This window comes from Aureibacter tunicatorum (genome assembly GCF_036492635.1).
Lineage (GTDB): Bacteria > Bacteroidota > Bacteroidia > Cytophagales > Cyclobacteriaceae > Aureibacter > Aureibacter tunicatorum.
In genome coordinates this window covers 947,380-963,414 of record NZ_AP025305.1, presented here as the reverse complement: position 1 = coordinate 963,414, position 16,035 = coordinate 947,380, and the positions used below count along the sequence as shown (strand labels likewise).

General features: G+C 38.1%; 10 protein-coding genes and 1 pseudogene. 4 read left to right on the top strand and 7 right to left on the bottom strand.

Translation table 11 applies throughout. The features are described 5' to 3' along the window. Positions 1–86: 86 nt before the first annotated feature. Positions 87–937: pseudogene (locus AABK36_RS04180) on the bottom strand (IS1595 family transposase). Positions 938–991: 54 nt separating this feature from the next. On the opposite strand from AABK36_RS04180, the gene AABK36_RS04175 reads away from it, so the two are divergent. Beyond that, entirely contained in the window at positions 992–1,426 is a 435-nt protein-coding gene (locus AABK36_RS04175; RefSeq protein WP_309937779.1) for a hypothetical protein, read from the top strand. A 46-nt stretch (positions 1,427–1,472) separates the two neighbouring features. On the opposite strand, the gene rfaD is transcribed toward AABK36_RS04175, so the two are convergent. Beyond that, positions 1,473–2,444 (bottom strand): ADP-glyceromanno-heptose 6-epimerase, encoded by a 972-nt coding sequence (gene rfaD / locus AABK36_RS04170; RefSeq protein WP_309937778.1) that lies wholly within the window; start codon positions 2,442–2,444, stop codon positions 1,473–1,475. Positions 2,445–2,637: 193 nt separating this feature from the next. Here rfaD and AABK36_RS04165 point away from each other — a divergent pair, with 193 nt between their 5' ends. After that, positions 2,638–4,209, top strand: coding sequence for a carboxylesterase/lipase family protein (locus tag AABK36_RS04165; protein ID WP_309937777.1), 1,572 nt, complete (start codon positions 2,638–2,640; stop codon positions 4,207–4,209). Between the two features lie 1,424 nt (positions 4,210–5,633). Here the strand turns inward: AABK36_RS04165 and AABK36_RS04160 are convergent. From AABK36_RS04160 to AABK36_RS04140, 5 genes are all read right to left on the bottom strand, one after another. Continuing rightward, complete coding sequence (locus AABK36_RS04160; RefSeq protein WP_309937776.1) at positions 5,634–6,914, bottom strand: metallophosphoesterase; 1,281 nt, start codon at positions 6,912–6,914, stop codon at positions 5,634–5,636. 324 nt (positions 6,915–7,238) lie between these two features. Next, entirely contained in the window at positions 7,239–10,640 is a 3,402-nt protein-coding gene (locus AABK36_RS04155) for an efflux RND transporter permease subunit (protein WP_309937775.1), read from the bottom strand. Between the two features lie 33 nt (positions 10,641–10,673). Continuing rightward, positions 10,674–11,816, bottom strand: a complete 1,143-nt coding sequence (locus tag AABK36_RS04150) for an efflux RND transporter periplasmic adaptor subunit (RefSeq protein WP_309937774.1) — start codon at positions 11,814–11,816, stop codon at positions 10,674–10,676. A 98-nt stretch (positions 11,817–11,914) separates the two neighbouring features. Next, the gene (locus tag AABK36_RS04145) at positions 11,915–13,270 is read right to left on the bottom strand and encodes a TolC family protein (RefSeq protein ID WP_309937773.1); all 1,356 of its coding nucleotides are present in this window, start codon (positions 13,268–13,270) and stop codon (positions 11,915–11,917) included. A gap of 17 nt (positions 13,271–13,287) precedes the next feature. Further along, positions 13,288–13,911 carry a TetR/AcrR family transcriptional regulator gene (locus AABK36_RS04140; RefSeq protein ID WP_309937771.1) on the bottom strand — a complete coding sequence of 208 codons (624 nt, stop codon included), beginning with the start codon at positions 13,909–13,911 and terminating at the stop codon, positions 13,288–13,290. A gap of 127 nt (positions 13,912–14,038) precedes the next feature. Between AABK36_RS04140 and AABK36_RS04135 the strand changes: the two genes are divergently transcribed. Together AABK36_RS04135 and AABK36_RS04130 are read left to right on the top strand one after the other, a co-directional pair. After that, positions 14,039–14,827 carry an alpha/beta hydrolase gene (locus AABK36_RS04135; protein ID WP_309937770.1) on the top strand — a complete coding sequence of 263 codons (789 nt, stop codon included), beginning with the start codon at positions 14,039–14,041 and terminating at the stop codon, positions 14,825–14,827. A 243-nt stretch (positions 14,828–15,070) separates the two neighbouring features. Further along, positions 15,071–16,003, top strand: coding sequence for a ribose-phosphate pyrophosphokinase (locus tag AABK36_RS04130; RefSeq protein ID WP_309937769.1), 933 nt, complete (start codon positions 15,071–15,073; stop codon positions 16,001–16,003). Positions 16,004–16,035 lie beyond the last annotated feature (32 nt).

Here is a 16,035-nt window from a genome sequence, read left to right as displayed (position 1 = left end):
TATATGCTTCTTATTTTGCTTGATATCGTCAATTAACTTGGAGAAAAATATAATATTATGCCAATCCGCTTAAGCACCTAATAAGCTTATTCCTCTGATAAGCAGACAACTAGCAATCGATCATATAATTCACCTCTCATATATCTTCTATTAAAATTGTAACAAAACTCATCTAAATAAGATTGAAGGTGTTTCTGACTCACAAAATGAAATGTGTTTAGCATCCACCTTTTTGCATTGCTTATGGCAATATCAACCCAAGGCAGTTCTTTTTCAATCGCTTCGTTTTTAATCACCTTGGCTACATGGCTTTCTACTTTTTCTGATAGTTCTGTGTAAGAAGATGATTTGTCTGATTTCAATTTTGTTTTCGGTAAAATCTCTTCATCTACGACTTTCTCAATGGTCTCTGACTTCAGGTCAGGTGACCTTCATTTTAAGATAGCCTACTTTTTTAGGCTTTCTTTGGGAGCCTCTACCTCTTCTTCAGTGGCTCACCTTTCTCTTTCTCAAGGCTTTTCATTGTAAAGAAAGTATCATCAATCTCTATTTCTCCCTCCAATGTATAAAGCCCATCACGTCGTTCCATCGCTTTTCTAATTTTATTCATCATCGCCCAAATTGGTTCATATCGCTTATGACCAATTTGTCGCTGGATCTCTAGTGCTGAAAAGTTTTTTTTAGTTGAAGTCACCAAATGAAAAGCAATAAAGCAATAGCGGAAAGAAAGTTTGGATTTATCCATTACAGTTCCACTCTTTAATGAAGTACGTGAACCTCACTTCTTGCACTCGAAGCACTCCTTCTCTTTTTTCCAATAATATTTCGTATGACTACATTTTCTACAAACGATCCCTGTAGACTCGCACAGAGATTTAAATCTTGCTTTGCAAGATTCTTCATCAGGGAATTCTTTGAAAATTTCTATTATGCTTATAAGTAATTGACTATTCGATTTGATCTAATACCATAAATTAGGTATACAAATGGAGTGTCATATAATTATATACGCAACGAAAGCAAAGAAAACGCTTTCATGGGAGCTCCTTATTGGTATGGAACAATTGGCTACGAATATTCAATTTCTCAAATTGTCGAAGATCTTAATGTCAATATACTTGCCCAAGGCATATTTCAACGAATTCATTACGAAGAAGAAGTTTCTAGCACCAATTTCAATCATATTTTTCAAGAGGCCAGCATGCTTAGAGTAGAATTCAGCTACCAAAACTCTTATAGATTGATTCTATCGCATATTTATGATTATAAAATAAAGCATTATCTTTTTCAACCTGAATTTGAAGCCAATGTGATTGATGGTTTAAGCCTTGGATTAAGAGCCGATATCATGGAAGGACCTATAGAATCTCTATGGGGGAAATTCTCAAATAATAGGATACAATTTAGAGCTAAATATCACTTCTAAGAAAAAAGTCCGAAATAAATTCGGACTTTTGATATTGCGACAGCTATTATTCAACAGCTAAACCTTTCATCAAATAATTTTGCACATAATCTTTCACGCCATCTTCCAATGAAGTAAATGGTTGGTCATATCCAGCCTCTCTGAGCCTGTCCATTTTTGCTTCTGTAAAATACTGATACTTGTCCCTGATATCTTCCGGCGTATCAATGAAAGATATATTTTCCTCCTTGTCCAAAGCTTTGAATGTTGCTTTCACCAAATCCAAAAACGTTCTTGCTTGTCCTGTTCCAATATTGTAAATGCCGGAATTCTTGCGATTTCTCATCAACCACATGCTAACGGCCACAACATCTTTAACATAGACGAAATCTCTCATTTGTTCGCCGTCCTTGTAATTAGGATTATGCGATTTAAACAACTTCATTCCCCCCGTGGCATTTATTTGATTAAATGAATGCAACACCACAGAAGACATGCGGCCTTTGTGATATTCATTTGGTCCATACACATTGAAGTACTTCAAACCAGCCCAAAAGAAAGGCTTTTCTTCTTGCTCCAATGCCCAAATATCAAAGTTGTTCTTCGATTCTCCATACAAGTTCAATGGCTTCAACTGAGGAACGATAGCAGGATCATCATCATACCCCAACTCTCCCATTCCGTATGTAGCGGCTGAAGAAGCATATACCAACGGCACTTGATACTTCACGCATCTTTGCCACATGTCAATGGAATAATTGTAGTTCAACTTATCAAATACCGCTTTGTCAAAAACCGTAGTCGCAGAGCAAGCTCCATTATGAAACACAAACTCCACATGCTCGTAATTTTTGTCAAACCATTCGAAAAAATCCTCGAGATCAACTTTTTCCTGAATATTCTTCCCTTCTAAGTTTTTCGTCGCTTTTTCCGGATCATTAAAATCATCCACCGCGATGATCGCATTGAAATTTTGCCTGTTCAATTCAGCTATCAGACAACTTGAAATAAATCCTGACGCTCCGGTTACTATTATCATAAGTATTGTATTTTCTGCATTTAAGATCGGCAATATAATAAATCAAACGCACTTCCAGCAACTATTGGTTCTTAAGTGCGTCAGAACTCTTGTCAAACAATTAACGCTCAACATTATTTATTCTTTAGAAACCAATTGTTTAGCCGACATGAGCTAAAACTCCATTTCCCTGCCATCTTTCAAAGATAAAATTATGAAAGCTACATTGATTTTCCTCTTCTGCGCCTTGCTTATGACAGACCTACATTCGCAATCATACAAGTCCATTGTCGTGGACACAAAAAACGGCAAGATAAAAGGCATCAATAATGGCAGCACATACCAATTTCTAGGCATAAGATACGCTATGCCACCAGTGGGAGAACTTCGTTTCATGCCCCCCGAAATACCCAAAGCTTGGGAAGACACAGTAAATGCGCTTTCATACAGTCCCATAGCCTTGCAGGTGCCCAGCTCCACTCAAGAAGTCAGCTTCAAGCCCCAAAAAGAAGACTGCCTATCTCTGAATATTTGGACAACAGATATCAATCGGAAAAAGCCCGTGATGGTATTTATACACGGGGGAGCTTTTCTTATTGGAGGAACCAATACACCGCTATACAATGGAAATAATATGGCAACTGAAGGCGATGTGGTTATAGTAACAATACAATACCGCTTAGGTGTTCTTGGATGGTTGGATCTATCCCAATTTGGAGAAAAATACAAGCACTCCGCCAACTTAGGGCTTTTGGATCAACGAGCCGCTTTAAAGTGGGTCAAAGAGAATATTGCTTCGTTTGGAGGCGATCCAGACAACATCACCATATTCGGTGAGTCCGCAGGCAGCATATCCGTAACCTGCCATTTGCTTACTCCATATGCCGGAGACCTTTTTCATAAAGCCATAGCCCAAAGCGGTACATTCTATTTAAACCGTAAAAAATCAATGGCTGAAAATTTCACCAAGGAATTCATGAAAATGGCCAAAGCCAATTCCGTTGAAGATTTGCGAAAACTTAACATGGATCAAATCATACAACTGCAAAAGAAAGCCTTGAAAAAAAATATGGTAATTGCCGACCAATTGTTTTTGCCCGTTTTAGATGGAGAATTATTGCCCTCAAACCCAGAGAAGTATTTGAAGGAAAATGAAAAGACAAGTATTCCCTTGATGACAGGCATTTGCCATGACGAGGCTTTCTATTGGTATTATCAATACAAAATCGCAAAAAGATTTCCTAAACTAGCCGTCCGAAAAATTCTCAACAATGCCGGTTATAACAAGCACCAAATTAAAAACTTGGCGGCTCAATTTCAAAAAGACCCATTGTATCCTAATAAAAAAGATCGCTACTTTTCAGTCGCCTCGTGGGTTATTTTTAAATACTCACAGTACAAATTCGCCAATCTATATAAAGAGAGCAACAATGTCTGGTTTTATGACTTCTCCTGGAGGCCTAGCTACAAAAACAAACCTCTTTATGCTTTCCATTCCAGCGAACTGCCTTATGTCTTCGGGAATTATTATCAACAACTCGAAAAATACCCATATGGCTTAAACAAAGACTTGATGGCTGCCATGGTGCAAACTTGGACTTCATTCGCCAAACATGGCAACCCAAACAACAAGCTCATCCCAGGATGGAAACCTTTGAATGAAAAGCAATCCGAAATCATCTTTGATCAAAATATAAGAACGACAACTATTCCCGATTTGAAAATAAGAGAAATTATAGAGACTTATGAAAAAGAGATAAAAGAAAGTCAACATTCAAGGCATTAAGGCTCAACAATATTTTTAATTTAATATTGAAAAAAGTTCAAATATTTTTTGAGTAATGGGAGGGGATTTTATTGTCTAGCTGTATTAAATACATAGAATAACTTAATAACAATCAAAACCCTAAAGTTATGACAGCTACAGCAATCATCGTATTCCATATTGGTTTCTTAGTATCAGCTATAATCAGCAAGATCAATTTGTAAACTTTAAACCGCAAAACTATGACAGCTACAATCATTATGGCATTTATCACTGGAGTCTTTTTCTTCGGAATCGCCAACAGAATTTTCGCCTAGAATCATATGCTGGAAGTTTTACTTCCTCAATTTCAATACACAACATACATACACTGATAAATCCTCTTAATTCAAGAGGATTTTTTATTTTAATGAGCATACAATTCTTCGCAGCATTGTTAAAATATGTAAAAAATTCAAATTTCAACTATTTATTATTGAGGGTAACATACAACTAAACTGTATTATATACAAAGAATAACTTACTAATAACCAAAACTATAAAGATATGGCAGCTACAGCAATCATCGCTTTTCATGTTGGATTTTTGATAACAGCAATCATAAGCAGAATCAAATTTTAACCTCAAAACTCTAATATTATGACAGCTACTATAATTATGGCATTTATCACTGGAGTATTTTTCTTTGGGATCGCCAACAAAATTTTCGCCTAGTACTAACACCTGGAAGCCAAGCTTCCAAAATATCAATACACAACATACATACACCTTAAATCCTCTTTGACAAGAGGATTTTTTATGCTTCTAAATATAAATTAGCACGAATAAAATCAAAAAAAACGAATTTAAATTGAGGGTAAAGGCATGTATAATTGTATTATATACAAACAATAATAAATTATTCATCAAACCCCTAAAGTTATGACAGCTACAATCATCATGGCATTTATCACTGGAGTTTTCTTTTTTGGAGTTGCCAACAGAATTTTCGCTTATTGACAATACTTGGAGCTCGGCTTCACAAATATCAATACACAACATGAACACACTAAATCCTCTTTATAAAGAGGATTTTTTTATTCTTAAAATTTAAAATAATAAAAAAATATTAAAATAAAGTGAGGGTATTAAGCATTTGAACTGTATTATAATCAAAGAACAAATTATTAATCATCTAACCCCTAAGATCATGATGGCTACAGCAATAATCGTATTTCACATAGGTTTTCTTATTACAGGAATTGTAAACAGAATCAAGCTTTAACCACTTAACCTAAAAAACTATGACAGCGACAATAATCATGGCATTCATCAGCGGAGCTTTTTTCTTTGCTATTGCCAATAGAATCCTTGGATAAAACGCCAAAAAAAGAAGCTGAAAAGCTTCTTTAACCTTACATAAATCGATATAAAAAGAGGCTGCGATATTGTCGCAACCTCTTTTTTTATGCCTTCGCGCTTTTAAGTTCCAAAATCGTAATCTCAGGAAGTATTCCCAGTCTGCCCGGATATCCATGAAACCCAAAGCCTCTATTCACATACAAGCTTTGCCCTTGCTTTTCATACAAGTCAGCCCATTGTGCATATCTATACTGCGCAGGACTCCATCTAAAATCACCTATCTCAATGCCAAATTGAAAACCATGCGTATGTCCAGACAAAGTAAGGTCAATATCCTTGAAGTCTTGCCTAACCTCAGCATCCCAATGGCTTGGGTCATGAGACAGTAAAACTTTCGCTGTTCCTGTTTCCAAATGGCTATACGCATCGCTTAGTTTTCCATATTGAGCGAATCCATGCCCCCAGTTTTCCACGCCAATGATATCCAAGTGATCATTGCCTACTTTAATTTGTCGATTTTCATTTCTCAACAAATCCCAGCCCAAATGCTTATGAGCATCGACCATGTCTTCAAAATTTGATTGTTTCGCCTTAGCGGAAGACCAAGTTTTATAATCGCCGTAATCATGATTGCCTAGCACAGAATAAACGCCCAAAGGTGCTTTTACATTTTTGAACACATCAAAATACTCATTCACTTCTTTGGTAACCGTATTCACCAAATCTCCAGTAAAGCACACCAAATCAGGCTTTTCCTTCAATAGAAGATCAACACCTCCCTGCACTGCTACCTTATTGTAAAATGATCCGGTATGAATATCAGAAAGTTGCGCTATTCGAATGCCATCCAAAGCTCTGGGAAGGTCATTGATAACTATTGATTTGGTCCTGACACGATAGTCGTACGCTCCGCTAAGTATTCCAAAGCTAAAAGATGCGGCAGGAACAGACGCGGCCAACAATGATGCTTTAGTCAAAAATTCCGACCTTGAGATTTTATCACTTGTCGGAGCTTCTTTAATCTCTGTGTTTTCCTCTACAACCTGAGGAGTCGTTTTCTTTTGAATATTATTTCTAAATATCCACAATCCCAACCTCCTGAAATCATCCAGAAAATTAAATATGATCAAAACCAGCTTAGAAACAATATTCACTATAAACATCGACAAAATAACAGTCTTAAGTATTCTGGACATTGTTTCCTGGCCATTGGCAAACATGTAAACACAACCTGCCAACACCAAAGCAGACCAAACCCAATACGCTGCTTGCACCATCTTCCTTTTGGAGAAAGACTTAAAAGCGAATTTGACTGCCTGATAGGCGTACACTTCTATCAGCATCAATACCGCAAAGGCTATCATGATCATTGCATCCTTACTCATAACATTTCGGCTCAGCGCCCATTTTATAATTAACTTATTATACTCTAACGTTTTCCAACGGCATCTCGATATACATAATGAAAGAAACCTTTGGAGCATTGCTACGCTACACGCCAAATTCGCCATCGAAGTTCAATATTTTACATCAATGGCTCATTCTCAATGTAAGCAAAGCAGCTTACGCTCCAAAGGTTGTCATTTTATATGTTCAAATAATTAATTAAGCGAGAAGTAAAAATTTACTTTATACTGAAATGTTAAATGTTAGTCAAATAAAAAAACTCCTTGATTTTTGGCAAGGAGTTTTTTCTATATCTCTGATTTTTAAGACCTTCTTAAAGCCTTTTGCAATTTTTCAATCAATAAATACATCACTGGAACGATGACTAGCGTCAAGAATGTAGCGAATGTCAAACCAAAAATAATTGTCCATGACATTGGTCCCCAGAAAGCCACGTTATCACCACCAACAAAGAAATCAAAATTATACTCTTGTAAAAATTTGATAAAGTCGATATTCAATCCGATAGCCAACGGCAACAAACCAAGCACAGTAGTAATCGCAGTCAATAATACTGGACGAAGTCTCGTTTTCCCTGAATTCACAATCTGCTCCTTAATCATCTCAATAGTAAGCGTTTTTCCTTTAGGAAGCTCTTCTTCCGCTCTGGCTTTAAGCAAATTTGTATAGTCAATCAATACGATCGCATTGTTCACCACAATACCCGCCAAGGAGATGATTCCCAACATGGTCATGATGACAATAAAGTCCATTTGGAATATAACCAATCCCATAAACACGCCAATTGTACTAAAGACTACCGAACTCAATACGATGAAAGGTGCTGAAATTGCGTTGAACTGAGCCACCAAAATGATAAAGATCAAGAAGATCGCCAACAACAAGGCTTGACTCAAGAAAGCCATTTCCTCAGCTTGCTTCTCCTGCTCGCCACCAAACACGATATTATATCCTATCGGCAACTCCATTCCATCCACCAAATTTCTAATTTGGTCATTTATCAATGTCGCGTTATATCCGTCCAAGACATTGGAAGTAATCGTTACCACACGCTTTTGATCCTTGTGCTTTATCGCTCCATATGTCGAAGTCAAGTCAAAATTAGCAACTGACGATATCGGCACCTGAACGATTTTACCTTGCTTATTTTGGAAAGTAACTCTTCTGTTCAACAATGTCGTCGGATCGTATCTATATGGCTCCGCCAATCTTACTTTAATATCCCAATCATCAATACCGTCCTTGTATGTGGAAATATCCTTACCAAAGATCGATGTTCTAAGCTCTTCGGCAATTTGGCCTGTCGATATTCCAAATATTCTAGCTTGCTCTCTGTCAAGTTTCAAAGAATACTGAGGCTTTCCAACCTCCAAGTCCGACTTCAACTTTTCGATACCTTCAATTCCTGAATTATTCACTCTAGAAATCAAGTTCTCGCTAATTTCAATGATCTGCTGATAATCTTCACCAGATACTTCTATCTGAACAGGCTTACCAACTGGAGGTCCATCGGAGTTTTTATCCGCTGTCACACTCACGCCAACATATCCGCCAGTGACACCTCTTATTTCATTTAGAATTTCACGCGTATCCACGCCTTCTCGCTCTTCAAAATCCACAAAGTCAACGGTAATTCTAGCTTTATGAGGCGTAGCAGCTCCTTCTGCTGTGATCTCTGCTCCAGGATCATTTGAGCCAATTCCTACACTTGTCACAACCGACTTCACCGCATGTCTGTATGGCTCCAAGACTTTATTCACACTCACTTCTAATTCCTCTGCAAGTGTAATGGTCTTTTGAATATCAGTCCCTACTGGATATTCCACAAATACGTGCACTTGCGTTGGAATATTCTCCGGGAAGAAAAGAACATTTGGCATAAAGTTCACCAGAAGACCAAACGATACAAATAAGGCCATCACAGTACCGCCAAAGTATATGTATGGCATTTTGCCATTAAGCGCTGAAGTCAACACTTTTTCATATACTCTCTCAAGCCACGGCAATAGAGTATTTTGAAACTTATGCGCCAACGGAGTCAAAACATACACATCCAACAACACTAAAGTACCTGCCACGCCAAATAAGTTCCCGACAACCGTCTTCTTAAACACCAAGAATAATATCCCTACCAATATCAAGCTTCCGCCAATCGTCAATACTCTTTTATGATTAATAACCTTTTTCTCTTTTTCAACTTTCATGAAAGTAGCGATGAAAACAGGATTAATCACCAATGCCACAAATAATGAACTTGAAAGCGTAATCATCAATGTTATCGGCAAATACCTCATGAACTGCCCCATAATTCCCGGCCATAAAGCTAAAGGCAAGAACGCAGCCAATGTAGTAGCTGTTGACGCGATTATCGGCCAAGCAACCTCTCCAACACCTTTTTTGGCAGCTTCAATCGGGTTCATCCCTTCCTCCATCAAACGATAGACATTTTCCACTACCACAATACCATTATCCACGAGCATACCCAAAGCCATGATCAAGGAGAATAATACCATCATATTGATCGTAATGCCAAAAGCTCCCAAAATCATAAATGACATAAACATGGATAGCGGAATCGCCATACCCACAAATAAGGCATTACGAGTATTCAAGAAAAATAGAAGCACCAATACCACCAAGATCACACCCGATATGATATTGTTCTCCAAGTTCTTAACATCTTTTCTAGTCTTTGTCGACTGATCACCTGTCACGATAATTTCCAAATCAGAAGGAAAAACTTTCGTCTCCTGCATCTGATCAAGCAATCCATATACCTTCTCGGTAGCATCCAATAAGTTTTCTCCACTTCTTTTGATGACATCAAGAGTCACTACTGGATGCAAGTTCACTTTAGAGAAACTTTCTTGGTCCACATAACCGTAATCAACCGTAGCGATATCGCCTAAGTAAACCGGCTTGCTTCCTTCTTCTTTCACAATGATATCAAGCATGCCTTGAGGATTCTCGAATTCTCCCTCGATTCTTACAGATCGTCTAATTCCATCATTGACAATCTCACCGCCTGACACATTAATATTTTCAGCCTGAACAGCTTGCTCTATATCGCCAAAACTAATTTCACGGGCTTCCATTTCATAAGGGTCAACATTGATATGCACCTCTCGGTCGTCCACACCTTTGATCTCACCTTTTGAAACTTCTGGAAACCTTTCCACTTGATCCTTCAGCATGTCCGCAAAATCACGCAACTGAGCTTTGGAATAATCTCCCGAGAAACTAATATTCAAAATTGGAAACTCGGCAAAGTCAAGCTCCTGCACATCAGGATCAGCAGGCAAATCTTTAGGCAAATCAATTTTCGCCTTGTCAACGGCATTCTTAACTCTTGACAACGCATCGCTCACATCAACATTTGTCGCGAACTCAACTGATACCGCTGAATAACCGTCAACAGATGTCGACGTGATTTTGTCTATATCTTTTTCCAGCTTCACTTCCCGCTCTATGGGTCTTGTTACCAAATCCTCCATATCAATCGGAGAGTTCCCTGGATAAGCTGTACCTATATATACAGTTGGAATTTTAACCTCGGGGAAATTTTCTCTTGGCAATGATTGATAAGAGAATACTCCAAAGGTTATGATCAACACCGTAATCACGAATACTGTAGCTCGGTTATTGACCGACATGGTGGTCAAACCGAACTCTTTCAGCAATTTATTTTTATCTTTTTCTTCCATTGGAATAAGTGTAAAATCTCACAAAAATACATTCTACTTCACGATTTGAACAATAGTGTTCGGAGTCGCTTGACGGTGGCCATTTATTATGATCACATCATTTTCTTCCAAACCTTCAGAGACATAAGCATCACCTTCATAATCGCTTTCCACAACCACATACTTTTTCTCCGCTACAGTTCTATCCAAATCATCTTTGGAAATCGTATACACATAATTGCCATGCTTGTCTTCCAAGATCACATTCGTAGGAACTACCACCGCATCTGGATTATAATAATCGGCAATCTTCATGATGGTCACCATATTCGGTTGAATATTCGGCTGTCCGCTTGGTATTCTAGCTTCTACAGTAAAAGTTCTTGAGACTTTATCAATCACTTTTCCAATCGCGTCAATATTCAGCGTCATTGTCTTGCCTAATGTAGGGAACTCAACATCCACGCTATCTCCAACACTAAAAGTACCCAAGTATCTTTCCGAAGCATTCGACAACGCATACATGTCCTTAAGACTTACAAACCTCAACAAAGGAGAGCCATTAGCAGTCACCTGGCCTTGTCTCACGAATACTTCATCTACAGTTCCATCAAAAGGAGCTTTAACTACCGTATATTCCAAGTTTGTTCTCAAAGTCTTAAGCTGCTTTTCCAAAGCCTCTTTTTTGTTCTTAGCCTCTAGGAACTCCACCTCTGTTCCTACATTGTTTTCTCTCAGTCTTTTTCTTTTCAAATATATCTCATTGGCCAAATCGTAATTGATTTGAACTTCATCGATTTGATTTTTGATCGATTCAGAATCAACAATCACAAGCGGTTGGCCTTTTTTGAATACTTTGCCTTCTAAAGCGAATACTTGTAAAATTCTACCTGTAGACTCAGCCCCTACTTCAACATTTTGTCTGGATTCCACCGCGCCTCTGGCTAGGATTTTATGCACATATGGTTGTTTTTTGATCTTCTCGATCTTCACCAACAGCGCATTTGGCTCATTGCCTTTTTTCCATTCAGGGTCCAGTTCTGTGATTTCTTTTTCTAACTGATCCAACTTCCCCTTTCCTTGAAGAAGCTCTTGTTTTAACTCTTCATATTTGGCCTTCTTTTTCTCGACTTCGCTTTGGCAAGATGCGAGAACTATCAAGCCCATTAATATAGCTGATTGAAATATTCTTTTCATTTCTCTAGTATTGATTATGGTATATGCTTGTTATTCAATTGATGATAAAAAAGTGCCTTATGCAATCATTTCCAATAAGCACTGCTAGTATTCATTTATCAATATAAAATCCCCATTGCTTTTTGGAGAGCGATATATGCTACGATAGATTCATACAAAGAATTATAATAATTGATTTGCGCTTGCGTCAAGTCGTTTTCAGCAGTTATCAATTCCAAGTTGGACCCGATGCCTTCCACATATTTTTGGCGTGTTGTATATACTACGCTTGTCGCCAACTCAACATTTTCTTCTTGAAAAGCAGCGTCTTGAAAAGCAGCTAACAATTGATCTCTATTTTGCTTGATTTCAACTTGAATACCCTGTGCTAGCAATTTCTTCTGATTCTCCAACTGTAGTTTCTTCAATCTTGCTTGACGAACAGCGTAAGGCTTACGCCCGCCTTCAAAGATCGGAAGCTTCACTTGCAAACCAATAGCTCCTACACCAAACCAACTAGGTTGAGCGAATGTATTTATCTGAGTCCAAGTTTGTCCAATACCATTCCATCCATAATTTCCAACAAGGGAAACTTGTGGCAAATACTGCATTTGAAACTGCTTCATATCAAGATCTGCCAATCTAATATTAACTCCTAACTCTTGATATTCAATACGCATTTCCGGATCGGCTTTTTGAAAGCTTTCATCAACCAAAGACATTACACCTGGATCAATCAATTCAGAACTCAAAGAAATTTGATTTTCCAAAGGCATTCCAATTTGATATTTCAAATTCATATAACTGAAGTCGATCAATCGTTCCACCTTGTTGATCTCAGTTTTTACATTATTGTAATTAACCTTAATCCTGTCAACATCGATTTTCTCAGCAAAGCCATTTTCATACAATAATGTAGTTTCTCTTAATGTAGTATCAAGACGGTTTAGATTCGATTCAAAAGCATCCAACCTTGTTTCGCTTATCAGAATCTGATAGTACGATTCCATCACTGCCTGCACCCTATCAATCTTAGTGCTAATCAACTGCTTATCCGTTAAGTCTGTATAAACATTCGCGGCTTTCAAGCCTACGATATACGTTCCGTCAAATAACAATTGCGACCCAGACAACTGCAAATTCCCATCATACTTACTACCGAAAGTTACTTCTTGCACTCCATCCGGAGTATCAAATACAGCTTTTCCCAGTTTATAGTTATTATTGATTCCCCCGGCAGCGTTAATCTGCGGCAAACCAATAGCTCTAGTCTCGCCAACTTTAGCTTTGGCAATCCTTTGCTCTATTTCAGCGTTGATGATATCCACATGATTTTCCAGAGCGAAATCCACGCATTCCTGCAAACTCATTTTAACCGAAGTCTGCTGTTGCGACGATTCTTGTGCAAAGCCTCTACTGATCGATAAAGTGTAAATCACCAGTGCAAGAAGCAATGCTCGGAGCATATCTCTCATTTATTGTTTTAATTTATTTAATTAGTTAGTTCTTTATAATATTCGCGTCCTTTTTGAGACAAAATTCCAAAAAGAAATAGTTCTCTATATTGGTACAGCAATTCAGTGATATCGAATTCCACCAAGCCGGCGCCTCTACTGAAGATAAGCTCTGAAATTTCAATATGCAGTCTACCCACAATTTCAGGGGAAACATCTTGTCTGAAATAACCTTGCTCTTTCCCATCTTCCAACATCTTTATGATTCGCTCCATCACAAACTCATATTTGTGGCAACAAATCATTTCCTTATCCACATTATGGTAGAGTTTCTTCAAGTCAGAGTAAAAAACAGGGTTAACCTCTTTTATCATTTCCGTCAGTTTTTGAAAAGATCTTACGATTTTCTCCACCGGATTCTCACTTTCCTCCCAAATTCGATCAAACAACTCCTTGTCTCTATCCAAGGATCTTCTCACCACTTCTTCCACGATTTCCTCCTTATTGGAAAAATATTGGTACAATGTCTTCTTCGACATGCCCAGCTCCTTGGCGATATCGCTCATGGTAGCGCTTCGCACACCGCCTAATTTGAATATGCGATCGCTGACAGCCACTATGTTGTTCTTTATGTTTTCCTGATCTTCCATATAGTAAATCATGATTTTAATCAAATTCTATCGCAAAACTATGGAAACTTTTAGAATTCCAAAAGTTTTTTAGGTTTTTTAAACTATAAAGAGACAAAATTTATCCTGCTTAGTTAATTTTGGGTATCAAACTCAAAAAATGATGCCCCAGATAAATTTCGATAATGGCAAATTGCACTACGAATCGTACAGTTCGGGAGACAAAACGTTGATTTGCTTTCACGGGTTTGGACAAACACATACTATTTTCAGTAATTTTGAAAAAAAATTTCCAAATCACCGAATCATTGCCATAGACTTGCCTTATCATGGAAAAAGCCATTGCTTTTCCAACAAATGCCTTAAATCCTATAAAGGGATTGAAGCGTTTAAAACATTGTTTGAAAAAGAGAAAATAAAGGATTTTGAAGCATTAGGATTCAGTATAGGCGCTATTCCCGCCCTGTACATATTCGAGCACTTCCAAGAGTCATGCGATAAGATCACACTCATAGCTCCTGAAGGCATTAAAAAAAATTTCTTCTTTAGACTCGCAACCACAAGCAAACTAGGCGAAACAATATTCAAAACTGTAATGCACAACCCTTCGATTGTCACATTGCCAATCAAAGCCTTGCGAACTGTGAAAATGATCACGAACTCTACAGCCAAATTTGTGTTGCAAGAAGTAAAAGATCAAGCTCACAGAAATAAAGTTTTCAATACATGGATCTGCCTTTCAAGCCTCAATCCTAATCTGCCATACATTTCTAAGGCGCTCGAAACCAACGTCGCAAAGAGCATGGAGATCTTTCTGGGGGAACATGATCATATCATCAACCCGGTTGCATATGAAAAAAGCATTCGAAAAAAAATTCCCACCGCCAAAATAAACATCATTCGAGGCTCTCATTTCAATATCGTTAACAGTTTCTTGAACCAAAAGTAATCGATTCTTAAAAATTACAGACGCTTTAAAGCTTCTTACACAGAAATTTACTACCTTTGCCGAGGCAATTTCCAAATTGATAGCTTTTATCGAATTTTCCATGATTTGATAAAACTATTTCAAGCCATTTGTCAGATAGCGCAATGGCCGCGCAACCGGAGTTTCCGGAAGATCTGGGTTCGATTCCCAGTCCGACAACGAGATTTAAAAACAAAGTTTAAATTCAAAGCTTCATAAAAAACTATGTCAGCTGTAAAAATATTTTCCGGCACGAATTCCCGCTACTTAGCGGAACAAATCGCACACTGCTACGGCACAACCCTTGGCGATGTCGACATACTTAAATTCAGTGACGGAGAGATTGCTCCAAACTTCAATGACTCAGTAAGAGGATGCGATGTATTCCTAGTACAATCGACTTTCGCTCCTGCTGACAACTTAATGGAACTTCTATTGATGATCGACGCATGCCGTAGAGCAAGTGCCAAATACGTTACTGTAGTTGCGCCTTACTTCGGATACGCAAGACAAGACAGAAAAGACAAGCCAAGAGTTCCAATCGGTGCCAAGTTAGTAGCCAATCTACTTACTGCTGCCGGGGCCAACAGACTAATGACTTGCGACCTTCACGCAGGACAGATTCAAGGATTCTTCGATATCCCTGTGGATCACATGGACGGATCTTACATCTTCGTTCCATACATCAAGTCATTGAACCTAGAAAACCTAATCTTCGCAGCTCCTGACGTGGGAGGCACTGGTAGAGCGAGAAACTTCGCCAAAGTATTCACTGCGGACATGGTAATCTGCGACAAGCACAGAAAAAGAGCCAACGAAGTGGCTTCAATGCAAGTAATTGGCGACGTGGAAGGCAAAGACGTCATCCTTGTGGACGACATCTGCGACACGGGCGGAACGCTTTGCAAAGCAGCTTCATTGCTTAAAGAAAAAGGAGCTAACAGCGTAAGAGCTGTCTGCACACACCCTGTTCTTTCTGGAAAAGCTTATGACAACATCGCAAACTCAGAACTAGAAGAACTAATCGTAACAGATTCTATTCCTCTAAAACAAGAGTGCGAAAAAATCAAAGTACTTTCTGTTGCCGACCTTTTCTCAAGAGCTATCAGAAAACTGCATGACAATGAGTCAATCAGTTCGCTATTCTTGAGAGACTAGTTAATGAAATAAATTTTATTTATTTACTATAT